Here is a 24,981-nt window from a genome sequence, read left to right as displayed (position 1 = left end):
GAACCGCTTTCCGGTTCGGTCCGTTCGCATGGGTATAGCGGGACCACCGAAACGGAGATGAGATGATGACCCCCAATGTGAAGAATATCGCTGCGATCGGCCTGTTGCTCGCAGGCGCGATGGCGACCACGGCCTGTTCGCGCGGCGCGACGGCGGGCGGATTGATCGGCGGCACCGGCGGCGCAGTCGTCGGCAGCGCGACCGGCCTCGGCACGACCGAAGGCGCGATTATCGGTGGCGCGGCGGGCGCCGTGATTGGCGACGACCGCCGCGATTAAGGCCCGCTATTTCAGGTAGAAGTCGACGGTCGTGACGACGCGCACTTTCTTATAGGGCGTGTCGCTCGACCCGTCGCCGCCTTCGCCATCGCGCGCGTCGATCGAGAAATAGCCCTGCGTGGCGCTCTTGATCCCGCCGACGCCGGAAGCTGCATCCTTGGCGAATTGTTCGGCAGCGGCACGGGCATCCTTGGTGGCGGCGGCCACCATTTGCGGCTTGACGTCGTTCAGCTTGGTGAAGCTGTAGCGCATACCCGACCCTTCCTGCAGCGTGACGCCCCGCCGGACGAGATCGAACTGCTGGGCGACGGCGCGCTGAGCGCGGGCGATGTCGGTCGTGCGCAACAACATCCGCTGTGTCACGGTGATATTGTTGACGCCATTGTTGAGATATTGGTTCACCCCGGCGCCGGTCGGGGTCAGTTCGGCGGGCTTGAAGCCAAGCCCAGTGAAATAGGCCTGCAATTCCTTGGTATTATTGTCGATTTCCGCGCGCACGGTGGGCAAGTCGAAGCCGGTCGCCGAATAGCTGATCGACCAGGTCGCAAGGTCTGCCGTCACGTCCTTTTCCGCGAGGCCGCGCACCGTGACCGAGCGATCCGCCGCCTTGGCGCGCCGCAGTCCGTCTCCCAGAAGATAGCCGCCGCCAACGACCCCCAACGCCAGCAGCGCGGCGCTGCCCAACATTATTTTGTCCCGCATGTCCCATGTCATATGCTTGCCTCTTCCCTGCGTTGATGCGCGACCTTATCTTGGGAGCATCCTTGCCCTCCCCCAGATGAACCGTTGCTTTATAGCGACGAATGGAGAAAGACTTGCCCAAATTCCTGCATAGCATGATCCGCGTCCGTGACGTCGAAAAGACGATCGCCTTTTTCGACCTGCTGGGATTGAAAGAGGTGAAGCGGTTCGACAGCGAACAGGGGCGCTTCACGCTCGTCTATCTCGCCGCGCCGGGGGATGAAGATGCGCAGGTCGAACTGACCTATAACTGGCCGCCGGAGGATGGCAGCGCCGCCGAAATCTATGATGGCGGGCGCAATTTCGGCCATATCGCCTATCAGGTCGAGAATATCTATGAGACGTGCCAGCGCTTCCTGGATGCGGGCGTGACCATCAATCGCCCGCCGCGGGACGGGCATATGGCCTTCGTCCGCACGCCCGATGGCATTTCGGTCGAATTGCTGCAGGATGGGCGGCTCGACCCGGCCGAACCTTGGGTATCGATGCCCAATGTCGGGCAATGGTAAGCCCGATGCTGGAGGTTGTCCGCATCCCGGTTCTGTCCGATAATTATATTTGGCTGCTGCATGACCCCAAGAGCCAAGAGACGGTCGTGATCGACCCGGCCGTGGCCGAGCCGGTGCTGGAAGCGGCCGCCGCGCGGGGATGGACCATCGGCCAGATCTGGAACACCCATTGGCATGGCGACCATGTCGGCGGCAATGCGGCGATCAAGGTCGCGACGGGTTGCGTCATCACCGGGCCTGCGGCCGAGGCGGACAAGATCGCGACGCTCGATCGTTTTGTCGGGGAAGGCGATAGCGTGCGTATCGGCGATCATGTCGCGACCGTGATGGCGGTCCCGGCCCATACGGCGGGGCATATCGCCTATCATCTCGCCGCCGCGCAGATGGCCTTTGTCGGCGATACGCTGTTCGCCATGGGCTGCGGCCGATTGTTCGAGGGGACAGCGGCGCAGATGTTCGCCAATATGCAACGTCTCGCGGACTTGCCGGAGGATACGGCCGTCTATTGCGCGCATGAATATACGCTCTCCAACGGACGGTTCGCGCTGACGGTGGAGCCGGACAATGCGGCGCTGGTCGAGCGGGTTGCAGCCGTCGAAGCGCTGCGGGCGCGGGACGAAGCGACGGTGCCGACGACGATCGGGCTGGAGCGCGCGACCAATATCTTCATGCGCGCGCGCGACGTGGCGCAATTGGCCGAACGCCGCACGGCAAAGGACGCGGCCTGACGGTTTCTGCGCTATGGTGCCGTCGTCAGGGTAAAGATCGACAAGGGAGAGTCGCGATGCGCGCATGGATAGGGATGATACCGCTCCTGTTGGCGGGCTGCACCGGCAGCTATACGCCCACACCGCTGACGCAGAAGCAGGCGGCCAAGCTGGAGAAGGCTTTGGAAGGCAAGGTGGCCGGTGAAAAACAAGGCTGCATCAACCGCGAACCACGGACCAATCTGACCGTCATCAGCAACAATGTGCTGCTCTATCGAGTGAGCAACCGGCTGATCTACAAGAATGAGTTGATCGGCAGCTGCAGCGGCCTCGTCTATGGCGACACCTTGATCGTGCGCAGCTTCGGCTCGCAACTGTGCCGCGGCGACATGACCACGACCGCCAACCTGCAGACCGGGATGACCAGTGGCGCCTGCGCGCTAGGCGACTTCATCCCCTATCGCGCGCCGGGTAAATAATCCGGTTCCGCCTTCTGGTCGCATCGGACTATTCGAACAGGCTTATTGGCCTAGATCGCAACCGGCTCTGACCGATCGATAGCACCACTATCGAGCAGTGGCGCGACATCCATGTCCTGCGCGCCCAGAATGACGCTCAATTTCTCCAGCGAGGCGAGGATCATCGCCTGTTCCCAGGCGGCGAGCGACGCGAAGCGGTCAGTGAATTGGGACTGCAGCAAGTCGGGCGCGCAGGCCAGTGCATCCCGTCCCGTCGCCGTTGCATGGAGCATGATCTGGCGCTTGTCGCGATCGCTGCGTTCGCGCGTTACCAGGCCCGATAGCACGAGCCGATCAACGACATTGGTGATCGTCGCCTGACTGAATTTCAAAGCGGACGCAATGGCGCTCGGCGTCGCCTGATCGCGCCCCTCAATTTCGCGCAAGACCAGCATCTGGGAGGGGGTCAGCCCTGTGGTCGTCGCCAGCTTGCGACTGCCGATTTCGGTCGCGCGCAGAATGCGGCGAAGCGCCTGGAGAGTGGGGTTCGAAAGGTCGGATTCCATGGCTGATAGCTATCCGTTTGCGCAGTGCCATGCCAATGTCATTTTCCTTTATATAATGAAGGATAATGCAAGGCCGAAACGGCGGACAGAGAAGTCATTGCGGCCAAAGGGTTGAAAATTTCGCGTTCATATGTATATATTGCGCCGCAGCAACAGAGGCGAAGGGATTCGCCCAGATAGTTAAATACTTTGGGAGGCTAATCATATTTGATCGTGAAACCGATGCGACGGTCCTGTCGCCACGGAATTTTGCGCGCCCTGAGAATGAGACTGGACGAGTTATGAATTTCCGTATGCCGGTGGCGCAGGACGGCCCTGCCATCACCGCGCTGATCGCCGCCTGCCCGCCACTCGATGGCAATTCGGCCTATTGCAACCTGCTGCAATGCACGCATTTCGCCGATAGCTGCATCGTCGCCGAACGCGACGGCCAGATCGTCGGCTGGGTATCGGGCTATCGCCTACCCGCCGACCCCGGTCGCTTCTTCATATGGCAGGTCGCCGTCGCTGCGGAGGCTCGCGGCGAAAAGCTGGCGCAGCGCATGATCGCCGCCTTGCTGGACCGCCCATCGGCCATTGGCGTCACGCACCTGATTACCACGGTGACCCCGGACAATGCCGCCTCCTGGGCGCTGTTCGATGGGATCGCCCGGCGTCTAGGCGCTGAGTTGACCAAAGCCCCGCTGTTCGAGCGCGACGCTCATTTCGCCGGCGCGCATGAAACCGAGTGGCAAGCGACGATCGGCCCCTTCGCCCTTTCTTCCTAAGCCAGCCCATAGATATTCGGAGACTTTCCCCCCATGACAATGACCCCCAAACCGACCCAGATCATTCCCGATACCGGCATTTACGAGCGCCGGGAATCGATCGTCCGCAGCTATGCCCGGTCGATGCCGCGCCAGTTTCACCGCGCCGAGAATGTGTGGATGCACGACAATCAGGGGGGGCGTTATCTCGATTTTCTATCGGGCTGCTCGACGCTGAATTACGGGCATAACCATCCGATCCTCAAGCAGGCGCTGCTCGACTATATCATGGCCGACGGCATCACCCATGGCCTGGACCTGCATACCGATGCCAAGGCGGCCTTTCTGGAAGCTTTCGAGGAGGTGATCCTCCAGCCGCGCAAGTTGAATTATCGCGCGATGTTCACGGGACCGACCGGCACCAATGCGGTGGAAGCCGCGATCAAACTGGCGCGCAAGATTACCGGCCGCGAAATGGTGATCGCCTTCACCAACGGCTTCCACGGCATGACGTTGGGCGCGCTCGCCTGCACCGGCAATGCCGCCAAGCGCGGTGGTGCGGGCGTGCCGCTCAGCCATGTCAGCCACGAACCCTATGACGGCTATCACGGCCCCGACGTCGATACCGCCGACCTTTTGGAACAGCGGCTGTCCGACCCTTCCAGCGGCCTGGATGCACCCGCCGCCATCCTGGTGGAAACCGTGCAGGGCGAAGGCGGTCTCAACGCCGCGTCGCCGGCCTGGCTGCGCAAGATTGCCGCAATCGCCAAGCGGCATGGTGCCCTGTTGATCGTGGATGATATTCAAGCCGGCTGCGGCCGCACCGGTGGCTTTTTCAGCTTCGAGGATATGGGTTTCACGCCCGACATCGTCACGCTGGCCAAGTCGCTGTCGGGCATGGGCTTGCCCTTCGCGCTCACGCTATTCCGCGCCGAACTCGACCAATGGTCGCCCGGCGAGCATAATGGCACCTTCCGCGGCAACAACCATGCCTTCGTCACGGCGACGGCCGCCCTGCGCCATTTCTGGAGCAATGACAGCTTCGCCGCCGATGTGCGCCGTCGCGGTGCGCTGCTGGAAAGTCGCCTCGACAAGATGGCCCGCGAACATGGGCTGACCACGCGCGGACGCGGCATGATGCGCGGCATCGACGTCGGGTCGGGCGAGATTGCGTCCGTCATCACCGCCGCCTGCTTCGCGCGCGGCCTCATCATCGAAACGAGCGGCCCCCATGACGAAATCGTCAAGGTGCTCGCCCCGCTCATCATCGACGACGCCGTCCTTTCGGCCGGTCTCGACATACTGGAAACCAGCGTGCGCGAGACGCTTGCCGCCGCCTTTGGCGTGGCGGCGGAATAAGGAGATATCGCATGATCGTCCGTAAACTGACCGACATTCGCAAGTCCGACCATAACGTCAAATCCGATGGCTGGGAAAGCGCCCGCCTGCTGCTCAAGGATGACGGCATGGGTTTCTCATACCATGTCACCACCATGTACGCCGGCAAAGAGCTGAAGATGCATTATCAAAACCATCTCGAAGCCGTGCTGGTGCTCAAGGGCAAGGGCACGATCGAGGATTTGGGCACGGGGGAAACCCACCAGTTGGCCGCAGGTACCATGTATGCGCTCAACGATCATGATCGCCATATCGTGCGCCCCGAAACGGACATCCTGACCGTCTGCGTCTTCAACCCGCCGGTTACCGGCCGCGAAGTGCATGATGAGAATGGCGCCTATCCCGCAGAGGCCGACATGGTCCGCACGGCCGAACTGACGTCTTGAAATCATAAAGAAAGGGGGAGTCCCATGACAGACATCTACCCATCCCGCCAAATGGCGGAACCGCAATTCCTGCCCCGTCTCGATCCGGTCGTCCATAGTGACTGGAGCGAGGCGGCACCGCTCTCGAAAGCGCAGGCCGCGCAGTTCGAGCGCGACGGCTATCTGGTGCTGGAGGATATCTTTTCCGCGCAGGAAGTCGCCTTCCTGCAACAGGAGGCTGGTTCCCTGCTGGCCGATCCCGATGCGCTGGATGGCGACACCGTGATCACCGAACCGGGTGGCGGCGAAATCCGCTCGATCTTCGAAATTCACAGCCAGAGCCGCGTCATGCACCGGCTGGCGGCCGACGCCCGGCTCACCGACGTCGCCCGCTTCCTGTTGAATGACGAAGTCTATCTTCACCAGTCGCGCCTGAACTACAAGCCGGGGTTCCAGGGCAAGGAATTCTACTGGCATTCGGATTTCGAGACCTGGCATGTGGAAGACGGGATGCCGCGCATGCGCGCCCTGTCCATGTCGGTTCTGCTGGCGGATAACACCCCACATAACGGCCCGTTGATGCTGATCCCAGGATCGCACCGCAGCTTTCTGACCTGCGTGGGTGAAACGCCCGACGACCATTATAAAATGTCGCTCAAGAAGCAGGAATATGGCGTCCCCGATGAGGACAGCCTGGCCGACCTTGCGCACAAGCATGGTATCGTGGCACCGACGGGCAAGCCGGGAACGGTCATCCTGTTCGATTGCAACCTGATGCACGGGTCCAACGGCAATATCACGCCCTTTCCCCGCGCGAACGCTTTCATGGTCTATAACGCCATGTCCAATCAGCTGGCCGCCCCCTTTGGCCCCGCGACGCCGCGCCCGTCCTTCATCGCGGCACGGGAGGCAGAGGCGATCAGGGTCTGTCATGGCGATCTGGTTGCGGAGGTGATGGCATGAGCGGCCTGCATAGCGTCGAGAAGATCGGCGGCACATCGATGGCGGCCACGGCCAGCCTGTTCGACAATGTCCTGATCGCAGGCCGCAGCGGCGACGATCTCTACAACCGCATCTTCGTCGTATCCGCCTATGCGGGCATGACCGACCTGCTGCTGGAGCATAAGAAATCCGGCGTGCCGGGCGTCTATGGCCGCTTCATCGCCGATGATGGCGCGGACGGCTGGCTGGAGGCGATGGCCAAGGTGCGCGAGGCGATGCACGATCGCAATGGCGAGATGTTCGCGCGCACCGCCAGCCTGGAGGAGGCCAATGCCTTTGTCGATCTGCGGATCGCGGCGGTGCAGGATTGCCTTGCGGATCTGGGCCGGTTGCGTAGCCATGGGCGCTTTTGCGTCAAGGAACAGTTGCTGACAGTGCGCGAATTGCTGGCCGGACTCGGCGAGGCGCATAGCGCGCACAGCACCGCGCTGTTGCTGCGCGATCGCGGGATCAACGCGGCATTCGTCGATCTGACGCTGTGGGACCAGGATGATTTGCGCAGCCTGGACGAGCGGATCGTGGAAGCGCTGGCACCGATCAACCTGCGCGATACGATGCCGATCGTCACGGGTTATGCCGGATGCCGCGAAGGCATGGTTCGGCGCTATGCGCGTGGCTATTCGGAAATGACCTTCTCGCGGATCGCGGTGCTGACCCATGCGCGCGAAGCGATCATTCACAAGGAATTTCACCTGTCGAGCGCCGACCCCCGCCTGGTCGGGGAGGCCGCGGCGCGCAAGATCGGCCGCACCAATTATGACGTGGCCGATCAACTCGCCAATCTGGGTATGGAGGCGATCCATCCCCGCGCGGGCCGTGGCCTGCGCCAGACCAGCATCCCGCTGCGCGTCCGCAACACGTTCGATCGCGAAGATGAAGGGACGCTGATCTGCGGCGATTATGTGTCCGACACGCCACGCGTCGAAATCATCACCGGTGTGCGATCGATGCAGGCGCTCCAGTTCTTCGAGCAGGATATGGTCGGCGAGAAGGGCTATGACGCCGCGATCCTCGATGCGCTGACCCGCCATGGCGCGTGGATCGTCAGCAAATCCTCCAACGCCAACACGATCACCCATTATCTGTCGATCGACGCGGCGACGGTGAAGCGGATCATGGCCGACCTGCAATCGCTCTATCCCGATGCCGCCATCTCCGCGCAGCCTGTGGCCATGGTGTCGGTGATCGGCAGCGACATATCGCGGCCAGGACTGGTGCCCGATGCGCTCGATGCACTGGCGGCCGCCGATATCGACATGGTCGCGATGCAGCATCAGATCCGCAACGTGGACATCCAGTTCATCATCGATTGCGCGAATTTCGATACGGCCGTGCGTGTCCTGCACCAGCGGCTGATCGAGGATGTGGCCGATCAGAGCGAAGGGCGTCAGGCGGCCTAAGCCGCCGCTTTCCGCATGCTGTCATCGATACTCCCGGTTCGCAGCCTGTTGGCCGCCATCTTCATGCTGATGGCGGGCAGCGGCTTTCTGTCCACCCTGATCAGCCTGCGGCTGGAACGGGGGGGCAGTGGCACGCTGATGATCGGCGCGGTGGCGACCGCCTATTTCGCCGGGCTGACCGTTGGCGCGCTGCGCGCCGCGCCTGTCGTACAGCGAGTCGGACATATCCGCGCCTTTGCCGCCTTCGTGTCGCTGCTGTCGGCCAGCACGCTGGCTTATGCGTTGTTCCAGAATGTGCTGTTCTGGGCCTCGCTGCGGTTCATCGACGGGCTGTGCGTGGCGGGCGTGTTCATATGCCTCGAAAGCTGGCTGAACGAGCGGGCGGAACCGGACACGCGGGGCAGCATATTGGCGGGTTATATGATCGCCCTCTATTCGGGGCAGGCGCTGGGGCAATTTCTGCTTAATTTCGGGCGCACCCCGTCCATTCCTTTCCTGATCGCTTCCATCCTCATTTCGCTGGCCGTCATCCCGGTTGTCCTCACCCGCATCGCCGCGCCGCTGCCGGGGCAAGATGCCCCTTGTACGATGCGGCAATTGTACGCTTCGTCGCCACTGGGCTTCGTCGGCGCGATGACGACCGGGCTGATGCTGGGCGCTTTCTACGGCCTCGCCGCCGTCCATGTCCGCCGGCTGGGACTGGACCTGTCCCAGACCGCCAGTTTCATGAGCATCGTCATCTTCGGCGGAGTTGCGCTGCAATGGCCGTTGGGGCGGCTGTCGGATCGGTTCGATCGCCGTCGGGTCATCGTCACCAGCTTCGGCGCGACCATGGCCGTCTGTCTTGCGCTGACCATGGTCGATGGTATCGGCCTGCCCTTGCTGACGCTGGGGGGCCTGTTTGGTGGCCTCAGCTTCGCGCTCTATCCGCTTTGCGTCGCCCATACCAACGACCGGCTGGACCCGGCGGCCCGCGTCGCGGCCAGCGGCGCACTGGTGCTGCTCTATTCGATCGGCGCGGCATTGGGACCGACCGGCGCGGCGGCGGCGATGACGCTGTTCGGTGCGAGCGGGCTGTTCCTCTTCATCGCCGCCGTTGCGGGTGGCACGCTGGCCTTTGGCCTCTGGCGTCAGGCATCGTCCCTGCCAGTGCCGGGCGACGACCAGCAAAGCTATCAGATCCTGCCCCGCACCACGCCCGTGGCCGCGATGCTCGATCCCCATGCCCCGGAACAGAGTGCGCCCGAAGAAGGCGAACCGGCCGACCGATCGCCGCTCCCCCTTTCAGGATAGATCCATGCCCGCGCCCCATCCTACTGCCTCGCTCCAACCCGCCGTCGATCGGACCACCTTGCGCCGGGCGATCGGTGCGTCCGCCATGGGCAATGCGACCGAATGGTTCGACTATGGCATCTATGCCTATGGCGTGACCTATATCTCCGCCGCGCTGTTTCCCGGCAATACGGAGGAGGCAGTGCTGTTCGCGCTGGCGACCTTCGCCATTTCCTTCCTGGTGCGCCCACTTGGCGGCCTGTTCTGGGGGCCGCTGGGCGACCGAATGGGGCGCAAGTCCGTATTGGCGCTCACCATATTGATGATGTCGGGTGCGACGGTGTGCGTCGGCCTGATCCCCGATTATACGACGATCGGCTTTTGGGCTCCGACCCTGCTGATCCTGTTGCGGATGGTGCAGGGCTTTTCCACCGGCGGCGAATATGGCGGTGCGGCGACCTTCATGGCCGAATATGCGCCCGACGACAAACGCGGCTTTTGCGGCAGTTTCCTGGAGTTCGGGACATTGGCGGGCTTTTCGCTGGGCGCGCTGCTGATGCTTGGCTTCTCGCTGATGCTGGGCGACGCCGCCATGTATGATTGGGGCTGGCGCGTTCCGTTCATGGTGGCTGGTCCCATGGGTCTGGTCGGCATGTATCTGCGATCGAAGATGGAGGACACGCCGGTCTTTCTGGAGGCCGAACAAGCCGCGCAAGGGGCCAAGACTGCCTCGCCGACGCTCGGCGCGCTGATAACGGGCCATTGGCGCACCTTGCTGGTGATGGGCGGGCTGGTCACCGCGCTCAACATCGTCAACTATACGCTCTTGAGCTACATGCCGACCTATCTGCAGCGTCGGTTGGGCCTGTCCGCCAATGAAGCGTTGATCGTGCCGATCATCGGCATGATGTTCATGATGGTCCTGCTGCCCTTCGCCGGGGCGCTGTCCGACCGGGTCGGCCGCAAGCCGCTGTGGCGCTTCTCGCTCATCGGCCTGTTCCTGCTGGTGGTGCCCGCCTATCTGCTGATGGCGACGGGTTTCGTCGGGGCGGTGGTCGGCTTTGCCCTGCTCGGCCTGCTCTATGTGCCGCAACTCGCAACGATCTCGGCAACCTTCCCCGCCTTGTTCCCGACGTCCGTCCGCTTTGCGGGCTTCGCCATCGCCTATAATGTCGCGACGTCCATTTTCGGGGGCACGGCACCTGCGATCGGCAGCAGCCTCATTGGCCTCACCGGCAATGAACTCATGCCCGCTTTCTACATGATGCTGGCCTGTGTCGTCGGGCTGATCGCGCTGCGTTTCATGCCGGAAACCGCTGGCCAGTCGCTGCGGGATGGGGAACGAGCACGGATAGCATGATCAAGCCATACAACCCCGATGCCATGGCTTGGCGACTTAAAGCGACAGTGGCTGGCGGATTATGCGGCGGTTTTTTACATTGTGGAGCGGGTCGATTAGCCGCTGGTAGAGGGTGAAGAGATATTCCACCCGTTCGCGGTCGGACCCGAACGCGGTCTTGCGATAGAGTCGGTCGATTGCGAGATCGAGGTCATGATGCGCTTTGCGTAATTGCGCGGGCATGGTGTCGGGGTCGTAGAGATCGGCCAGGGTGGATGTCGCGTTGCGGGGCAGGGCGCGGGCATCGAGGACAGCTTGGGCGAGGGTTTCGATCTTGGCGCGCTGGGCCGGGGTGGCTTCGGGCCAAGGGAAATTATTATAAACTAGGCCGATCGAATAGCGATAGCGGCTTTCCAGCCTGCCGCCGATCTGGCGCATCCAGGCCATGTGCATATGGCTGGTCAGGATAGCGAAATGCCAGAGGGTTGCGCCGGGCAGGATGCGGATGAGATTGCTGGGAATGGTCGGCGGTTCCAGCCAGCCGATCGGAATATAGTCGCGGCGTTCCGAACTGACTTCGGGGATGGCGAGGAAGGGCAGGGTCGGGATGACCGTGACGTGAAAGGCCGATGGCGTATCGGCCAGTGCCAGCGACGACTGGCCGGGCGTCTTCATGCTTTCTTCCGCTTTGCCTAGCGCCGCGATCTCGCCGCGGCGATAGGCTGTCACCTGGCGCAGCCTTTGCCGGACGGTGGGAAGCTGGCGAATATCCGCCGGGGCGGCATCCTGTAGCGCCAATATCCACCGTTCGCCGCCGTTCAGATACTCCTGCGCGCCGACATAGGGGCGCAAAAAGGGTGCGGCGTCGGGCTCCTGCGCCAGCAGCTTTGCCCGCGCGTCGGCGTCGAAGATCAGATAGCCGCCATCAATCGGCTTGGACCCGATGACAATGCGCGGCGCGCCGTTGATCGGTCGGCTTTCCTCCCGCACCACCAGATGGCGGTCGGCGTCGCGGGCATCGAACAGATAGGCGGTCAGCGCGCCATGGCGGGTTTCGGTCGGTTCGCCCTTGGCGTCGGCATAGCTGAACAGCCGCTTTTGCGCGGGTTCGTCGCGGCGCTGGGCGAGGCCAATGATGACGCAATGGACCGCCGCGCGGCCGGGCCAGACGAAGGTGCGATGGGCGAAGGCGATTTCCAGGCCTGCGCGGAAGATCAGCGGCCAGAGCTGGGCCACTTGTTCGCCCTGCACGATCGAATTGGTCGATACGAAGGCAATGCGCGCGTCGCCGCCCGCGACATAGCGGGCGGCCTTGAGGAACCAGGCGGCGACATAGTCCAGCGTGCCGCCGCTGCCGGGTAGGGCGGCGAGGCGGCGGACCTGCGACCGCTGCGCCTCGCTCTGATATTTCGCGCCGACGAAGGGCGGGTTGCCGAAGACGAAGGTGCAGCCCTGCGCCGGAATGACCTGATTCCAGTCCAGTTCCAGTGCGTCGCCATGGTGGATGCCGGGTGCCTTCACTAGCGGGATGCGGGCATAATGCTGGCCGAAATCCTCGGCCAGGCGGGTGTTGGCGATATGGTCGGTCATCCACAACGCGACCTGCGCGATCATGGCGGGAAATTCGTCGATTTCGATGCCGAAGAAATGATCGACATCCAGTTTCGAGAGCGCCGCGACATCCATCACCAGTTCGACCCGGCCGTCGATGGTCAGCAATTCGCGCAATATGTCGCGTTCCAGTTCGCGCAGCTCACGATAGGCAACGACCAGGAAATTGCCCGCGCCACAGGCGGGATCAAGGAAAGCCATCGTCCCCAGCCGCTGATGCAGCGCGCGCAAGGCGCGCTCGCGGCCGGATTTGAGCGCGCTGGCACGGGCGAAGTCGGCGCGCAGATCGTCCAGGAACAGCGGTTCGATGACCTTGAGGATCGCCTGCTCAGGCGTGTAATGCGCCCCCTGTTTGCGCCGGGTGACCTTATCGATGACGCTTTCGAACAGCGACCCGAATATCGCGGGCGACACATCGCCCCAGTTGAACAGGCTGGCGTCGAGCAGCATCGTGCGCATCGCGGCGTCGAAACTGGGCATGGCGATGCGCTCGCGGAACAGTTCGCCGTTGATGTAAGGAAAGTCGGCGAGATCGGCGTCGAGGCTCTGCTGGCGCCGGTCGGGCGGGGTGTCGAGCGTCTGGAACAGTTCGCCGAGCCAGCGGCCAAGGTCGCGGCCATCGGCGCGGGTGCGCCGTTCGAGGAAGGTGAGGAACTGGTCCTTGCGCTCGAAAATGCCGGTATCGTCGGCAAAGAGGATGAAGAGCAGGCGGACGAGCAGCCGTTCCAGATCATGGCCGACATAGCCGTCAGCGGCGAGCGCATTGTGCAGGCGGCCCATCAGTTCCGACGCCTGACGATTGACCGGCGACTGGTTGCGGAAGAGGCGCGGCTGGACGCCGATGATGAAGCCGAAGGCTTCGACATGGCGTTTGAGATCGGTGAGCGGAAAGCGCCATTCGCGGCGGGTTTCCAGGTCCACCAGTTCGAAACGCTGGAAATCGCACACCATCATGTGCCGGGGCCGCTGCACGTCGGGCAGCCAGTCATAATAATCGAGCGCCTGGGCCATGGCGCGGTCGAGGTTGCGGCCCGCGCTTTTCTGTTCGACGATCAGCGTGCCGGGCCAGAACAGGTCGATGAAGCCGCCGGACCGCGCGGGATCGAGCGATTTGACCCGCTGTTCGTAGACGGCGACCTGCTTGCGCGGCACGCCGAAAATGCCGAAAAATTCGTCGTAGAAGCTGTGGGTCTGGCCCTTTTCATAGCCCTTGCCCTGCCATTCGGCGGCGAAATGGGCTGCGTTCGTGCGAATTTCCGGCCAGCTGAGCCGCATCCCTGCCCTCCCCCCATGATGAGGGAGACGGGGTGGATGCAGGGGCGATCCGCGCCAAGCGGACCCTGGACCATTATGGTGCTGGTCCGATATGGCGCAAAATTGTGGGCCGGGATCAGGCCGGATTTCCGTCCATTATGGTCGCGTCACCCCATGCGGATCAGGCGGCGCGGACGGCCTCGATCGGGGCCAGCACGGCCCGGTTACGCCCCGCGCGCTTGGCCTGGTAGAGCGCAGCGTCGGCCGCCGACAGCCACGCTTCGCTCGACATGCGGCCCGCCCCGATCGTCGCGACGCCGAAGCTGGCCGTGACATGCAGCGGCGGATTGTTGGTGATCTCGAACCGCTCGATCGCTGACCGTATCCGATTGGCGACCGCCAGCGCATCGGCCTCCTGCGCTTCGGGCAGCAACAGGCCGAATTCCTCGCCGCCGATCCGGCCGAACGCATCGCTGGGACGGGACAGGCCTTTGCAGAGTGCCGCGACCGCTTCGATCACGCGGTCGCCCGCCGGATGGCCATGGCGGTCGTTGATCTGCTTGAAATGGTCGATGTCGAGCAGGACCAGCGCGGCCGGGCGGCGGTGGCGGGTGAAGAGCGCGATCCGCTTGTCGAGTTCGGCGATGAAGGCGCGCCGGGTCAGCGCTCCGCTCAGATGATCGCGCTCGGCCAGCAGCCGCAATTCCATCTGCTCCACGACTATGGGGGCAAGGCCTTTGAGCACTTCCATCTGTTCGGGCGAAAAGGTGCGGGGGCGGGTGTCGATGGCGCAGAGCGACCCCAGATTATGGCCGTCGGGCGTACGCAATTGCACCCCGGCATAGCTGCGGATGCCTGGCTCTCCGGTCACCAGCGGATTGTCGCAAAAGCGCGGATCGGCCTGCGCATCAGTGATGACGAGCGGTTCGTCCTGGCGGATGGCATGGTCGCAAAAGGCCATGCTGCGCGCGGTTTCGGATATGTCGAGGCCAGTGATCGACTTGAACCATTGGCGTTCGGTGTCGATCAGCGACACGGCCGAAATGGGCACATCGAACAAGGTCCGCACCAGATCGGTCACCTTGTCGAAGGCGCCTTCGGCCGGGGTGTCCAAAATCCCATAGCGGCGCAGCGCCGCTATCCGGGCGGGTTCATCGATAGGTATGGCACAGGGCATTTCACGGTATCCGGTTATCATAGTATGCCTTGCCGCTTCGGGCATGGCGGGGAAATCCGGCGTGGTCTGGCCACCCCCCTTGGCCGACCGATGCGCCAGAGTGGGCCTGGGTTCTGAACAAAGGGTTAAAACAGGCGCTGGCGTGACCGGACGGAACGTTAAAGGGATAACATTCTATAGCCGAAATTGGTTCAGCCGAACAGGCCGCCTTGCGCACCGGGCTGGTGCGATTTGCGGGTTTCGACGCGCGACGCTTTTTTCACCGGGCTGATGAGCGGCGGCAATTTGGGTTTCAGCCCTTGGAACAGTTCAGCGAGCGTGACGAATTGCAGCGCGGGGAAGCGGCCAAATTCGGTTTCGATGACCGGCTGGGACGCGGCTTCGTCGCGCATCCCCTGGGTCGGCATCCCCTTCATGACGAACAGGCCGAAGCGGTGCTTGTCGCGCTCCATCACGCGGCCAAGGTCGCGGACCATATTGGGGTTCACATTGTCGCCCGCCTTGATCGAAATGACGCCGGTTTCGATCTTGCCGCCCCCAGCCCCTTCTTTGCCCGCCAGATAGTTGAACCAGCCATCGACGCCCTTGTCCCCGCCCTTCTTTTCGCGCGGAAAACCAACGACTTGCCAGCATATCCATTGCTGAAACTTGGACAATGGACGGAGGAAATTGACATGCTCTCGCCCAATATATATATTTGTTGAGCCGGGAGTGCGTCACCTAGCACGTTGGGGCCATGGCCTCACCCGGCGTCTAATCTAATATCGTTCCACGCCACCCCGCCTTTGGAAAACGGGCGATTCCATAACCGTCAATTGTTCCAGTTGGCGATGCACGGAACGATGGGCGGATTCTGTCATACCATGTTCGATCATTGTGACTTTGTGCGCGCCAAATTGCGCCTGCAATCATATCAACAAGTTGAATTCCGACGCTCATGTGACTGGGCGAGAAAAACAGGCCTTCAATGAAATTGGCATAATTAGACGTATGTTGCCCAGACTCTCGTACCAGCCGTTCATGTTGCTGACGCATTTGTTCGTCGTCACCTCGTCCACGATGGTCGGCGACGATAAGTCCATAACTATCTCGCCCGCTGGTCCGCGTAATATCCTGTAAAAGATACTGAAATCTCTCCGTAACGGGCTTGTAGGTCCGGAAATAGAGGTCGCTTTGAGATTTCACGGGGCCAATACCATAGGCGGTTGGGGCCTCGCTCACGCAGGCGATTATCTTGCAGGATTTGATTTCCGTTATGATCGCAAAAACGGCATTTCTGAACGCATTGCGCCTTTCGACGTCCCAATCTGCCATTGGGTTATCTCGGTCATTGTTATTTGGAGCGAAATATCGCCATTTCACCTCTCCGAAGTAGGCTGATGCGCGCTTGAGTCCGGAAAGTTTGTCATTCAGGCCAACCCAACGATCTTCAGGGACAACCAAACCTGCGATAACAAAGTAATTTTGCCCAAAGCTATCAGGCTTTGGCGGAGTGCCGCTCTCATCTACGAACAACAGATACATAGCTATTATGCAGCATTTTTATCGCTGAAAAGTCAATCGCTCCGATCGTTCCACCAGCCGCACCGCCATCATCGCCAGATAGGCCATCAGCGGATTTTCACCGATGGCACTGTGCATCGCGTTCATCATCACGGTCAGCGGGCGGTTGGTGCCGCTGGCAATGTCCATCAGCGCATTCTGGCTGGATTCGCCCCAGGTCCAGGTATCGTCGAACGCCTCTATGCTGGCGTCGGCACCCGCGCCGCTCGCCGATTTGAACAGGACATTATAGCCCGCATTGGAATTGAACGGCGGGTCGAGATAGATGAGATCGACGCTTTCGTCCGTCGGGAATGTGGGCGCGCAACACGTCCAGATTGTCGCCATAGTAAAGCCGGTTGGTCATGTGCGTCGCTAAGCCCCTGTATCGGACAAGGCTTCTGGCATGAAGAATGGCGCGATTCCAGCCTTCGCTCGAACGATAGACGACATGCCGATTGTCGCCATGGTTTGTTGGGTATATATATCGTTAGTACCTGCCGGGAGGATAGCATGTCGAAATCCGCGATATTCACCATGAAGCTGGAAGCCGATTTGCGCGCCGCGTTCATGGCCGAAGCCGAGGCCAGCCATCGGCCAGCCTCTCAGGTTGTTCGCGAGTTGATGCGAGACTTTATCCAGCAGCAGCAGGCGCAGCGTGACCATAGCGACTTTCTGCAGCGCAAGGTCGATAAGGCCCGCGCTTCGGCGCAGGAGGGGGAGGGGCGCTCGAATGAGGCTGTCGATGCTGACTTTGTCGCCCGCCGGTCGCGGTTGCTCGATCAGGCGTGAATATCGTCTGGACGTCGGAGGCGGAGCGGGACCGCGCGGCGATCTTTGACTATCTTGCTGTGCGTGACCCGCCTGCTGCGGTGAGATTGGATGGCCTATTCAGCCAAGCCGTTGCCCAGCTTGCGGACTTTCCCATGCTTGGTCATGTGGGGAAGGTTGCGGGCACGCGCGAACTGACCCCGCATCGCAGCTACCGCATCATCTACGAAGTTATGGACGAAACGGTGTGGATACTCGTCCTGATCCACACGGCGCGGCAATGGCCGCCGGAATATCCATAAGGGAAACAGCCCGCCCGGATCGCGCCGGGCGGGCCATCCTTCAACTACGCCCCATGCGCCAGCGCCGCGAGCAGCAGCAGCGCGACGATGTTGGTGATCTTGATCATCGGGTTGACCGCTGGCCCGGCGGTATCCTTGTAGGGATCGCCCACCGTGTCGCCGGTTACGGCCGCCTTATGGGCTTCGCTGCCCTTGCCGCCATGATGGCCATCCTCGATATATTTCTTCGCATTGTCCCATGCGCCGCCACCCGATGTCATCGACAGCGCCACGAAGAGTCCGGAGACGATGACGCCCAGCAGCAGGGCACCGAGCGCCGCAAAACCGTTGGACACGCCCGCCACCGCCGATATGGCGAAATAGACCACGATCGGCGCCAGCACCGGCAAGAGGCTGGGGACGATCATTTCCTTGATCGCGGCCTTCGTCACCAGATCGACGGTGCGGGCATAGTCGGGCTTGCTGGTGCCATCCATGATGCCCTTATTCTCGGCAAATTGCGCGCGGACATCCTTGACCACGTCGCCCGCCGCGCGGCCCACTGCAGTCATCCCCATCGCCCCGAACAGATACGGCAGCAGCGCGCCGAGCAGAAGGCCGACGATGACATAGGGGTTGGACAGGCTGAAATCGACCGGCGCGGTCAGGCCAAGCGCGCTGTTATAATATTTCAAATCCTCGGTATAGGCTCCGAACAGCACGAGCGCGGCGAGGCCCGCAGAGCCGATGGCATAGCCCTTCGTCACCGCCTTGGTCGTGTTGCCCACCGCGTCCAATGCGTCGGTCTTGACCCGGACGCTATCGTCGAGATGCGCCATTTCGGCGATGCCGCCCGCATTGTCGGTCACCGGACCATAAGCGTCCAATGCCACGACCATGCCCGCAAGCGCCAGCATGGCGGTGGCGGCGAAGGCGATCCCGATCAGGCCAGCCAGTTGATGCGCCACGATGATGCCGATGACGATCACCAGCGTCGGCAGGGCGGTCGATTCCAGGCTGATCGCCAGACCCTGAATGACGTTGGTGCCATGGCCGGTTTCCGACGCCTTGGCGATGGAGCGGACCGGGCGGTAATTGGTGCCGGTATAATATTCGGTGATGACCACCAACAGCCCGGTGACGGCCAGGCCCACCATCATCGACCAGAACAGCGCCATGCCGGTATAGCCGCCAACGCCATCCAAATCCGCGCCGAACACCGCATTCATGTCGCCCAGCGTACGCCAAGTGACATAATAGATGGCCGGAATGGAGAGCAGAGCGGTGGTCCAGAAGCCCTTGTAGAGCGCGCCCATGATCGACTGGCTGGAGCCCAGGCGCACCATATAGGTGCCGATGATCGAGGTGATGATGCACACGCCGCCAACGATCAGCGGCAATGCCATCAGGTTGAGCAGCACTGCATTGTCGAGGCCGGTGACGAGCAGCGCGGTCAGCACCATGGTCGCGCCGATGGTGACGACATAGGTTTCGAACAGGTCGGCGGCCATCCCTGCACAATCGCCGACATTGTCGCCGACATTATCGGCGATCACGGCGGGGTTGCGGGGGTCGTCTTCGGGGATGCCGGCTTCGACCTTACCCACCAGGTCCGCGCCGACATCAGCCGCCTTGGTAAAGATGCCGCCGCCCAACCGCGCGAAGATGGAGATGAGTGAGGCACCGAAGGCCAGCGCGACGAGGCTGTCGATGACCAGCCGGTCATCAGGCGCGTAGCCCGACGGTCCGGTCAGATACCAGAAGAAGACGCTGATCGCGAGCAAAGCCAGGCCCGCCACCAGCATGCCGGTGATCGCGCCCGCGCGGAAGGCTACCGTCAGCCCGCTTTGCAACGTGCCACGACAGGCTTCGGCGGTGCGGACATTGGCGCGGACGGAGATGTTCATGCCGATGAAACCCGCTGCCCCCGACAGGATCGCGCCGATCAGGAAGGCGATGGCGGATGTGATGCCCAGAAAGAGCAGGACCAGCGTGGCCACGACCACGCCGACGATGGCGATGGTCGTATATTGGCGGCCGAGATAGGCTCTCGCCCCCTCCTGAATCGCGCCCGCAATCTCCTGCATAGTGGCGTTGCCCGCAGGCGCACTTAGCACCTGTCGGCTGGTGAACAGGCCATAGAGGATGGCCAACAGGCCACACCCTATGGCGATATAGACGATCTGCATGCTTGTTCCTCTCCCCCTGTTATGGCTGTCATCGGCCGCTCCGCAGGGAATGACGGGCGAACGAAAGGCGCAGGGGCGGGCGGCCGGGCGGGTTGGGTCCGGCATCGATCACCGCGTCGATCAGCAGTGGGCACACGCACATAAGCGGTCCAGACAGGCTGAGAATAGGGTGAGGCGAAGCTACAGGGTGGAGGGCGTGCGTCAAGCGGGTTGGCGCAGAAACCTCACCAACCTCATCCGTTCGTTTCGAGCGCAGTCGAGAAACGATTGCGGGGCGTTTCTCGACATAGTTTATCCAGAGCGCCTGCCGCAGGCGGGCACTCGAAGGGCTCGAAACGAACGGATACTCTCAGCCTATCCATGTTCCCAGCCGAGCCGGTCGGGCAGCGGCACGATGGCGCCGTCGATCATCAGGGTCAGGCCCGCGCCCGCGCTGACACGACCGACGGGAATGGCGCGCACCGGGGGAGCCAGCCCACGCGGCATCGTGAAAAGCAGTTCATAATCATCACCCGCGCGCGCGGCGGCGATCTGGACGGTGGTGCTGGCCCCGCGCGCCTTTTCCAGCGCCGGGGAAAGGGGGATATGGTCGATGATGATCGCGACGCCGCTGGCCTGTGCCATGCGCTGCGCATCGATCAACAGCCCGTCCGACAGGTCCATCATGGCGCTGGCGTGCGGGGCGAGCAGCGCGCCTTCGGCCAGGCGAGGGCGCGGGCGGCGATAGGCATCGACCAGCGGGCCGGACGCGGCCGGATCGGCACGGGCGAGGTCGAGGCCAATGCCCGCGTCGCCGATCGGACCGGTGACGTAAAGGATGTCGCCCGGCTGTGCGCCGTTGCGGGTAGGGACGGGGCCGGTCGCCTCCCCGATGGCGGTGAGGCTGTAGCTGCGCGCGCTGGCGAGCGGCATGGCGACGGTATCGCCGCCGAGCAGCGGCATGGCATGGCGATCGAGCGCTTCGCCCAGCCCCGCGATGAAGGCTGCGTCCCAGGCTTCGTTGCCCGACAGTGCATAGTTGAGCAGGCACCCGATAGGCCGCGCGCCCTTCGCCGCCAGGTCGGACAGGTTCACGGCGGCGAGTTTCCAGCCGATATCGGCGGGCGGATCGGTGGGGAGATAATGGACGCCCTCGACCATCGTGTCGCTGGTCAGGATCAGGCGGGTGTCGCCAACCGGCAGGATCGCGACATCATCCATCAACCCTTGCGCGGCGGGATCATTCGCCAATAGGCGCAGCAGGGTGAGGAAGCGGGATTCGGCGGACATGGCGGGAGTCTAACCTTCTCACCACCAATCCGAAATGCTTTCCTCCGTTCGTTTCAAGCCCTTCGACTGCCCGCCTGCGGCAGGCGCTCTGGATAAACTACGTCGAGAAACGCCGCGCGCAGGTTTCTCGACTTCGCTCGAAACGAACGGAGGGCGGTGCTTACGCCCGCACATCCTTGGCCACGCCGTCAAGCAGGCCGTTGACGAAGCCCGATTCGCGCTTGTCGTAAAAGGCGTGGGCGACATCGACATATTCGCTGATGACCGTGCCGGTGCCGACATCGGCGCGGGCGAGCAGTTCATAGGTGCCTGCGCGCAATATCTGGCGCATGGGCTTGTCGAGCCGGTCAAGGCTCCAGCCGCTCGACAGGCGGGCGGCGATCAGTGCGTCGATCTCGTCGCGACGCTTGTCCACACCGGACACGACATCGTCGAAAAACGACTGTTCGGCCGGGGCATAGGTCACATCCTCGATCGTCGCGCCGAGGCGATGGGTGTGAAATTCATGCAACAGGATATGGAGCGGCGTGCCCTCCATTTCGAGCTGGTAGAGCGCCTGGACCGCGGCAAGGCGCGCGGCGGAGCGGGATTTGGATCGTTCGTTCATCGGATGGCCCCTACGCCTGTGTTACTTCAGGCGCAACGCCACGGATGCGGCATGGGCGGGCAAGCCTTCCGCTTCCGCCAGCGCAACCGCCGCCGGGCCGATCGCGCCGATCGCGGCGGCATCGAGGCTCAGGAAACTGGTGCGCTTCATGAAGTCCAGCACGGACAGGCCTGACGAGAAGCGCGCACGGCGGCCGGTGGGCAGGACATGGTTCGGCCCGGCGACATAATCGCCGACCGCTTCGGGCGTCATGCGGCCAAGGAACACCGAGCCTGCGTGACGTACCTTGGCGAACAGCGCGTCGGGATCGTCCAACGCCAGTTCGAGATGTTCGGCAGCCAGCCGATTGACCAGCGGCATCGCCTCTTCGAAATCGCGCACGACGATGATCGCGCCATTGGCTTCCCAACTGGTGGTCGCGACGGCCTGCGTCGAGAGTAGCGGGAGGCGGCGCTGTACGGCCTGTTCGACGGCATCGGCAAAGGCCGCATCGTCGGTGAAGAGGATCGACTGGCTGGTCGGGTCATGTTCGGACTGGCTGAGCAGGTCGGCGGCGATCCAGTCGGGGTCGTTCTTGGCGTCGGCGACGACCAGGATTTCCGATGGGCCTGCGACCATGTCGATGCCGACCACGCCGTACAACTGCCGCTTGGCTTCGGCGACCCAGGCATTGCCGGGGCCGGTGATGACATCGACCGGCGCGATCCGGTCCGTGCCATAGGCGAGTGCGGCGACGGCCTGCGCTCCGCCAACACGCCAGATTTCCTCGATCCCCGCAATCTGCGCGGCGGCCAGCACCAGCGGGTTGATCTCGCCATTCGGGGTCGGCGTAACCATCGCGATGCGCTGCACGCCTGCGACCTTGGCGGGGATGACGTTCATCAATAGCGAACTGGGATAGGCGGCGCGACCGCCGGGGACGTAGAGCCCCGCCGCGTCGACCGCGCTCCAGCGCGCGCCAAGGCGCACGCCCGCGCTGTCCACGCTGTCGCTGTCCACTGGACGCTGCTTTTCATGATAGGTGGTGATGCGCGCGGCCGCGAGTTCGAGCGCATCGCGCAGGGTGGTGGAAATGCCTTCGAGCGCGGCGCGGCATTCGGCGGGCGTAACTGCCCAGCCGCTGACGTTCAGGTCGTGCCGGTCGAAGCGCTGGGTATAGTCCGCCAGCGCCGCGTCGCCGCCCGCGCGCACGGCCTTGAGGATCGCAGTGACATCGCGCGAGACATCTTCATCAGCCTCGCGGCGCGCATCGACCAAGGTTGTGAAGGCGGCGGCGAAGTCGGGCGAGGTGGTGGCGAGGCGTTGGGTCATGATAAGTAAAATCCTCCCCGGCACGGGGAGGGGGACCGCTTGCGAAGCAAGTGGTGGAGGGGGATTGCCCCTCGCCCATGCATCGGCGCTTTGGTACGGTCGCCCGCCCCCTCCGTCAGGGCTTCGCCCTGCCACCTCCCCGTGCCGGGGAGGATTATATTTTGTTCAAGCCGCATCCCGCACCCCCACAGCCCGGCGAAACGCCTCGACCATCGGCGCCAATTCAGCCGAGCGCATCTTGAAGGCAGCGCGGTTGACGATCAGGCGGGCGGAGATCGGCATGATGATGTCGGTTTCGACAAGGCCATTGGCCTTGAGCGTTGCGCCCGACGAAACCAGATCGACGATCCGCCGCGACAGGCCGAGCGAAGGCGCCAATTCCATCGCGCCGTTGAGCTTCACGCATTCCGCCTGCAGCCCGCGCGCTTCATAATATTTGCGCGTGAGGTGCGGATATTTGGTCGCGACGCGGACATGGCTGATAGCGGCTTCATCTTCATCGGCGGCGTCGGCGGGCTGGGCGACCGACAGGCGGCAATGGCCGATGTCGAGGTCTACCGGCGCATAGAGTTCGGAATAGTCGAACTCCTCCACCACGTCCGATCCGACGATGCCGATCTGCGCCGCGCCATGGGCGACGAAAGTGGCGACGTCGAACGCGCGCACGCGGATGATCGACACGTCGGGGCGGTTGGTGGCGAAGCGCAGTGCCCGGCTTTTCTTGTCATGAAACTCCGCCTCCGGCTCGATACCGGCTTTGGCGAGCAAGGGCAGCGCTTCATCGAGGATGCGGCCCTTGGGAATGGCGAAGGTGAGGGTGCGAGTCATGACGCGCGGGCCTTAGCCGGGCGCGGGGGGCAGGGCAAGGATTTGGGGGGGCATACTCCTTCTCCCTTGAGGGAGAAGGATATGGAGCCTTACCGAACGGAGTGAGGTTAGGCGGAGTTGGATGAGGGTGGCGGTGCGCTATCGTTAGGTCGGCACACCCTCACCCAGCTACGACTAGGGCAGCAAGCTGCCAAGTCTACGCATCCCTCTCCGTCAAGGGAGAGGGTTATAGAGCCTCCGCCATCGCGCTCTGCGTGCTGGCAATCCAGCCGCCGCCCAGCACATGGTCGCCGTCATAGAGCACCGCCGCCTGTCCCGGCGCGACGCCATATTCGGGGGCGTCGAACAGCAATTGCCCGTCCACCAGCCGCGCAGGCACGGGCTTCGCCATCGACCGTACCTTGGCGGTCAACGGCCCGGCAAAGTCGCGGCCTAGCCAGTTGATGTCGCTTAACGTCGCGCCCGATACCGCCAGCGCCGCCTTTGGCCCCACGATCACGCGCTTGGCCGCGGCATCCAGGCGGATGACGTAGAGCGGATCGGGCTGGCCGCCAATCTCCAGCCCCTTGCGCTGGCCCACGGTGAAATGGATCATCCCCTTGTGCCGACCCAGCACCCGGCCATCGATATGGACAATATCGCCGCCTTCATCCGCATCGGGGCGCAGCTTGCGCACGATCTTGGCATAATCGCCATCGGGCACGAAGCAGATGTCCTGGCTGTCGGGCTTCAACGCTACCGCCAGCCCCAGTTCGGCGGCGATTTCACGGACCATCGGCTTGGGCAGGCCGCCCAAGGGAAAGCGCAGATAGTCGAGCTGCGCCTGTGTCGTGGCGAAGAGGAAATAGCTCTGGTCGCGCGCCGGATCAGCGGCGCGGTGCAGTTCCGCGCCGTTTGCCCCCTCGACCCGGCGGACATAATGGCCGGTGGCGAGGCAATCGGCGCCCAGGTCGCGGGCGATCTGGAACAGATCGGTGAACTTCACCCCCATATTGCACTTCACGCAGGGGATGGGGGTGCGCCCGGCCATATATTCGTCGGCAAAGTCGGCGATCACCGAATCGCGGAAGCGGCTTTCATAATCGAACACATAATGGGCGATGCCGATGCGGTCGGCGACGGCGCGTGCATCGCGTATGTCCTGCCCGGCGCAGCAACTTCCCGTTCGGCCCACCGCCGCGCCATGATCATAGAGCTGGAGCGTCACGCCGATCACTTCCGCGCCGGTCTTCGCGGCCAGCGCGGCGACGACGCTACTGTCCACGCCGCCGGACATGGCAACGACGATCCGCCGCGCGTCGAGCGGCTGGGCTAACTGAAATTCTGGCTGCATGGCCGCGCCTATACGCTCCACGCGGCT

General features: G+C 63.0%; 26 protein-coding genes. 13 read left to right on the top strand and 13 right to left on the bottom strand.

Annotated elements, in window-relative coordinates; translation table 11 throughout:
• The first annotated feature begins 62 nt into the window (after nt 1-62).
• Nucleotides 63-278: a hypothetical protein gene (locus ACZ2HM_RS11555; protein WP_409593226.1), complete on the top strand. Its 216-nt coding sequence runs from the start codon at nt 63-65 to the stop codon at nt 276-278.
• Between the two features lie 6 nt (nt 279-284).
• On the opposite strand, the gene ACZ2HM_RS11550 is transcribed toward ACZ2HM_RS11555, so the two are convergent.
• On the bottom strand, nt 285-992 hold the full coding sequence (locus ACZ2HM_RS11550; RefSeq protein WP_470425278.1) for an SIMPL domain-containing protein: 708 nt from the start codon (nt 990-992) through the stop codon (nt 285-287).
• Between the two features lie 101 nt (nt 993-1,093).
• On the opposite strand from ACZ2HM_RS11550, the gene ACZ2HM_RS11545 reads away from it, so the two are divergent.
• Genes ACZ2HM_RS11545 through ACZ2HM_RS11535 form a run of 3 tightly spaced genes read left to right on the top strand, consistent with a single transcriptional unit; the run spans nt 1,094 to nt 2,714 of the window.
• The gene (locus ACZ2HM_RS11545) at nt 1,094-1,528 is read left to right on the top strand and encodes a VOC family protein (RefSeq protein ID WP_470425277.1); all 435 of its coding nucleotides are present in this window, start codon (nt 1,094-1,096) and stop codon (nt 1,526-1,528) included.
• Between the two features lie 5 nt (nt 1,529-1,533).
• Nucleotides 1,534-2,256: a hydroxyacylglutathione hydrolase gene (gene gloB / locus ACZ2HM_RS11540; RefSeq protein WP_470425276.1), complete on the top strand. Its 723-nt coding sequence runs from the start codon at nt 1,534-1,536 to the stop codon at nt 2,254-2,256.
• Nucleotides 2,257-2,312: 56 nt separating this feature from the next.
• Nucleotides 2,313-2,714: a hypothetical protein gene (locus ACZ2HM_RS11535; protein ID WP_037472115.1), complete on the top strand. Its 402-nt coding sequence runs from the start codon at nt 2,313-2,315 to the stop codon at nt 2,712-2,714.
• 50 nt (nt 2,715-2,764) lie between these two features.
• Here the strand turns inward: ACZ2HM_RS11535 and ACZ2HM_RS11530 are convergent, their stop codons facing one another.
• Nucleotides 2,765-3,259 (bottom strand): MarR family winged helix-turn-helix transcriptional regulator, encoded by a 495-nt coding sequence (locus tag ACZ2HM_RS11530; RefSeq protein ID WP_470425275.1) that lies wholly within the window; start codon nt 3,257-3,259, stop codon nt 2,765-2,767.
• 281 nt (nt 3,260-3,540) lie between these two features.
• On the opposite strand from ACZ2HM_RS11530, the gene ectA reads away from it, so the two are divergent.
• From ectA to ACZ2HM_RS11495, 7 genes are read left to right on the top strand one after another with little or no spacing between them, the layout of a single operon-like run.
• Nucleotides 3,541-4,026 carry a diaminobutyrate acetyltransferase gene (gene ectA, locus ACZ2HM_RS11525; RefSeq protein ID WP_052027493.1) on the top strand — a complete coding sequence of 162 codons (486 nt, stop codon included), beginning with the start codon at nt 3,541-3,543 and terminating at the stop codon, nt 4,024-4,026.
• A gap of 33 nt (nt 4,027-4,059) precedes the next feature.
• Entirely contained in the window at nt 4,060-5,364 is a 1,305-nt protein-coding gene (gene ectB / locus ACZ2HM_RS11520) for a diaminobutyrate--2-oxoglutarate transaminase (protein ID WP_333971270.1), read from the top strand.
• An 11-nt stretch (nt 5,365-5,375) separates the two neighbouring features.
• The gene (locus ACZ2HM_RS11515; RefSeq protein ID WP_310220956.1) at nt 5,376-5,789 is read left to right on the top strand and encodes an ectoine synthase; all 414 of its coding nucleotides are present in this window, start codon (nt 5,376-5,378) and stop codon (nt 5,787-5,789) included.
• A 24-nt stretch (nt 5,790-5,813) separates the two neighbouring features.
• Nucleotides 5,814-6,731 carry an ectoine hydroxylase gene (gene thpD, locus ACZ2HM_RS11510; RefSeq protein WP_470425274.1) on the top strand — a complete coding sequence of 306 codons (918 nt, stop codon included), beginning with the start codon at nt 5,814-5,816 and terminating at the stop codon, nt 6,729-6,731.
• On the top strand, nt 6,728-8,170 hold the full coding sequence (locus ACZ2HM_RS11505) for an aspartate kinase (RefSeq protein WP_470425273.1): 1,443 nt from the start codon (nt 6,728-6,730) through the stop codon (nt 8,168-8,170). Before thpD ends, ACZ2HM_RS11505 begins: the two co-directional genes overlap by 4 nt.
• A 15-nt stretch (nt 8,171-8,185) precedes the next feature.
• Nucleotides 8,186-9,463, top strand: coding sequence for an MFS transporter (locus ACZ2HM_RS11500; protein ID WP_470425272.1), 1,278 nt, complete (start codon nt 8,186-8,188; stop codon nt 9,461-9,463).
• A gap of 4 nt (nt 9,464-9,467) precedes the next feature.
• The gene (locus ACZ2HM_RS11495) at nt 9,468-10,802 is read left to right on the top strand and encodes an MFS transporter (RefSeq protein WP_470425271.1); all 1,335 of its coding nucleotides are present in this window, start codon (nt 9,468-9,470) and stop codon (nt 10,800-10,802) included.
• A 36-nt stretch (nt 10,803-10,838) separates the two neighbouring features.
• Here ACZ2HM_RS11495 and ACZ2HM_RS11490 read toward each other — a convergent pair whose 3' ends face one another.
• From ACZ2HM_RS11490 to ACZ2HM_RS11470, 5 genes are all read right to left on the bottom strand, one after another.
• Nucleotides 10,839-13,667: a class I SAM-dependent DNA methyltransferase gene (locus ACZ2HM_RS11490; protein ID WP_470425270.1), complete on the bottom strand. Its 2,829-nt coding sequence runs from the start codon at nt 13,665-13,667 to the stop codon at nt 10,839-10,841.
• 160 nt (nt 13,668-13,827) lie between these two features.
• Nucleotides 13,828-14,823, bottom strand: a complete 996-nt coding sequence (locus ACZ2HM_RS11485) for a sensor domain-containing diguanylate cyclase (protein WP_037472480.1) — start codon at nt 14,821-14,823, stop codon at nt 13,828-13,830.
• 191 nt (nt 14,824-15,014) lie between these two features.
• Nucleotides 15,015-15,479, bottom strand: a complete 465-nt coding sequence (locus ACZ2HM_RS11480) for a restriction endonuclease (protein ID WP_470425269.1) — start codon at nt 15,477-15,479, stop codon at nt 15,015-15,017.
• A gap of 97 nt (nt 15,480-15,576) precedes the next feature.
• Nucleotides 15,577-16,347 (bottom strand): DUF3800 domain-containing protein, encoded by a 771-nt coding sequence (locus tag ACZ2HM_RS11475; protein WP_076605431.1) that lies wholly within the window; start codon nt 16,345-16,347, stop codon nt 15,577-15,579.
• Nucleotides 16,348-16,365: 18 nt separating this feature from the next.
• Nucleotides 16,366-16,713 (bottom strand): hypothetical protein, encoded by a 348-nt coding sequence (locus tag ACZ2HM_RS11470; protein ID WP_037472097.1) that lies wholly within the window; start codon nt 16,711-16,713, stop codon nt 16,366-16,368.
• Between the two features lie 165 nt (nt 16,714-16,878).
• On the opposite strand from ACZ2HM_RS11470, the gene ACZ2HM_RS11465 reads away from it, so the two are divergent.
• Complete coding sequence (locus ACZ2HM_RS11465) at nt 16,879-17,157, top strand: hypothetical protein (RefSeq protein WP_037472095.1); 279 nt, start codon at nt 16,879-16,881, stop codon at nt 17,155-17,157.
• Nucleotides 17,154-17,438 carry a type II toxin-antitoxin system RelE/ParE family toxin gene (locus ACZ2HM_RS11460; protein ID WP_037472094.1) on the top strand — a complete coding sequence of 95 codons (285 nt, stop codon included), beginning with the start codon at nt 17,154-17,156 and terminating at the stop codon, nt 17,436-17,438. Before ACZ2HM_RS11465 ends, ACZ2HM_RS11460 begins: the two co-directional genes overlap by 4 nt.
• Nucleotides 17,439-17,482: 44 nt before the next feature.
• Here the strand turns inward: ACZ2HM_RS11460 and ACZ2HM_RS11455 are convergent, their stop codons facing one another.
• The 6 genes from ACZ2HM_RS11455 to mnmA form a co-directional block, all read right to left on the bottom strand.
• Nucleotides 17,483-19,606 carry a sodium-translocating pyrophosphatase gene (locus tag ACZ2HM_RS11455; RefSeq protein ID WP_037472092.1) on the bottom strand — a complete coding sequence of 708 codons (2,124 nt, stop codon included), beginning with the start codon at nt 19,604-19,606 and terminating at the stop codon, nt 17,483-17,485.
• Nucleotides 19,607-19,960: 354 nt separating this feature from the next.
• Entirely contained in the window at nt 19,961-20,875 is a 915-nt protein-coding gene (gene thiL / locus ACZ2HM_RS11450; RefSeq protein ID WP_470425268.1) for a thiamine-phosphate kinase, read from the bottom strand.
• 160 nt (nt 20,876-21,035) lie between these two features.
• On the bottom strand, nt 21,036-21,482 hold the full coding sequence (nusB, locus tag ACZ2HM_RS11445) for a transcription antitermination factor NusB (protein WP_037472088.1): 447 nt from the start codon (nt 21,480-21,482) through the stop codon (nt 21,036-21,038).
• Nucleotides 21,483-21,503: 21 nt separating this feature from the next.
• A complete protein-coding gene (hisD, locus tag ACZ2HM_RS11440) occupies nt 21,504-22,793 on the bottom strand; it encodes a histidinol dehydrogenase (RefSeq protein WP_470425267.1) in 1,290 nt (429 codons plus the stop codon).
• A gap of 165 nt (nt 22,794-22,958) precedes the next feature.
• Nucleotides 22,959-23,621: an ATP phosphoribosyltransferase gene (gene hisG, locus ACZ2HM_RS11435; RefSeq protein ID WP_037476505.1), complete on the bottom strand. Its 663-nt coding sequence runs from the start codon at nt 23,619-23,621 to the stop codon at nt 22,959-22,961.
• A gap of 226 nt (nt 23,622-23,847) precedes the next feature.
• A complete protein-coding gene (mnmA, locus tag ACZ2HM_RS11430) occupies nt 23,848-24,954 on the bottom strand; it encodes a tRNA 2-thiouridine(34) synthase MnmA (RefSeq protein ID WP_470425266.1) in 1,107 nt (368 codons plus the stop codon).
• Between the last annotated feature and the right edge of the window lie 27 nt (nt 24,955-24,981).

The sequence above is a fragment of the Sphingobium sp. KKT206 genome (assembly GCF_055640555.1).
This window is presented reverse-complemented; position numbering and strand designations above follow the sequence as displayed.

Excerpts from the sequence above, each read along its gene's own strand:
- ACZ2HM_RS11555 (WP_409593226.1), top strand. The coding sequence starts at position 63 with ATGATGACCCCCAATGTGAAGAATATCGCTGCGATCGGCCTGTTGCTC.
- ACZ2HM_RS11550 (WP_470425278.1), bottom strand. The coding sequence starts at position 992 with ATGACATGGGACATGCGGGACAAAATAATGTTGGGCAGCGCCGCGCTG.
- gloB (WP_470425276.1), top strand. The coding sequence starts at position 1,534 with ATGCTGGAGGTTGTCCGCATCCCGGTTCTGTCCGATAATTATATTTGG.
- ACZ2HM_RS11535 (WP_037472115.1), top strand. The coding sequence starts at position 2,313 with ATGCGCGCATGGATAGGGATGATACCGCTCCTGTTGGCGGGCTGCACC.
- ACZ2HM_RS11530 (WP_470425275.1), bottom strand. The coding sequence starts at position 3,259 with ATGGAATCCGACCTTTCGAACCCCACTCTCCAGGCGCTTCGCCGCATT.
- ectA (WP_052027493.1), top strand. The coding sequence starts at position 3,541 with ATGAATTTCCGTATGCCGGTGGCGCAGGACGGCCCTGCCATCACCGCG.
- ectB (WP_333971270.1), top strand. The coding sequence starts at position 4,060 with ATGACAATGACCCCCAAACCGACCCAGATCATTCCCGATACCGGCATT.
- ACZ2HM_RS11515 (WP_310220956.1), top strand. The coding sequence starts at position 5,376 with ATGATCGTCCGTAAACTGACCGACATTCGCAAGTCCGACCATAACGTC.
- thpD (WP_470425274.1), top strand. The coding sequence starts at position 5,814 with ATGACAGACATCTACCCATCCCGCCAAATGGCGGAACCGCAATTCCTG.
- ACZ2HM_RS11505 (WP_470425273.1), top strand. The coding sequence starts at position 6,728 with ATGAGCGGCCTGCATAGCGTCGAGAAGATCGGCGGCACATCGATGGCG.
- ACZ2HM_RS11500 (WP_470425272.1), top strand. The coding sequence starts at position 8,186 with ATGCTGTCATCGATACTCCCGGTTCGCAGCCTGTTGGCCGCCATCTTC.
- ACZ2HM_RS11495 (WP_470425271.1), top strand. The coding sequence starts at position 9,468 with ATGCCCGCGCCCCATCCTACTGCCTCGCTCCAACCCGCCGTCGATCGG.
- ACZ2HM_RS11490 (WP_470425270.1), bottom strand. The coding sequence starts at position 13,667 with ATGCGGCTCAGCTGGCCGGAAATTCGCACGAACGCAGCCCATTTCGCC.
- ACZ2HM_RS11485 (WP_037472480.1), bottom strand. The coding sequence starts at position 14,823 with ATGCCCTGTGCCATACCTATCGATGAACCCGCCCGGATAGCGGCGCTG.
- ACZ2HM_RS11475 (WP_076605431.1), bottom strand. The coding sequence starts at position 16,347 with ATGTATCTGTTGTTCGTAGATGAGAGCGGCACTCCGCCAAAGCCTGAT.
- ACZ2HM_RS11470 (WP_037472097.1), bottom strand. The coding sequence starts at position 16,713 with ATGGCGACAATCTGGACGTGTTGCGCGCCCACATTCCCGACGGACGAA.
- ACZ2HM_RS11465 (WP_037472095.1), top strand. The coding sequence starts at position 16,879 with ATGTCGAAATCCGCGATATTCACCATGAAGCTGGAAGCCGATTTGCGC.
- ACZ2HM_RS11455 (WP_037472092.1), bottom strand. The coding sequence starts at position 19,606 with ATGCAGATCGTCTATATCGCCATAGGGTGTGGCCTGTTGGCCATCCTC.
- thiL (WP_470425268.1), bottom strand. The coding sequence starts at position 20,875 with ATGTCCGCCGAATCCCGCTTCCTCACCCTGCTGCGCCTATTGGCGAAT.
- nusB (WP_037472088.1), bottom strand. The coding sequence starts at position 21,482 with ATGAACGAACGATCCAAATCCCGCTCCGCCGCGCGCCTTGCCGCGGTC.
- hisD (WP_470425267.1), bottom strand. The coding sequence starts at position 22,793 with ATGACCCAACGCCTCGCCACCACCTCGCCCGACTTCGCCGCCGCCTTC.
- hisG (WP_037476505.1), bottom strand. The coding sequence starts at position 23,621 with ATGACTCGCACCCTCACCTTCGCCATTCCCAAGGGCCGCATCCTCGAT.
- mnmA (WP_470425266.1), bottom strand. The coding sequence starts at position 24,954 with ATGCAGCCAGAATTTCAGTTAGCCCAGCCGCTCGACGCGCGGCGGATC.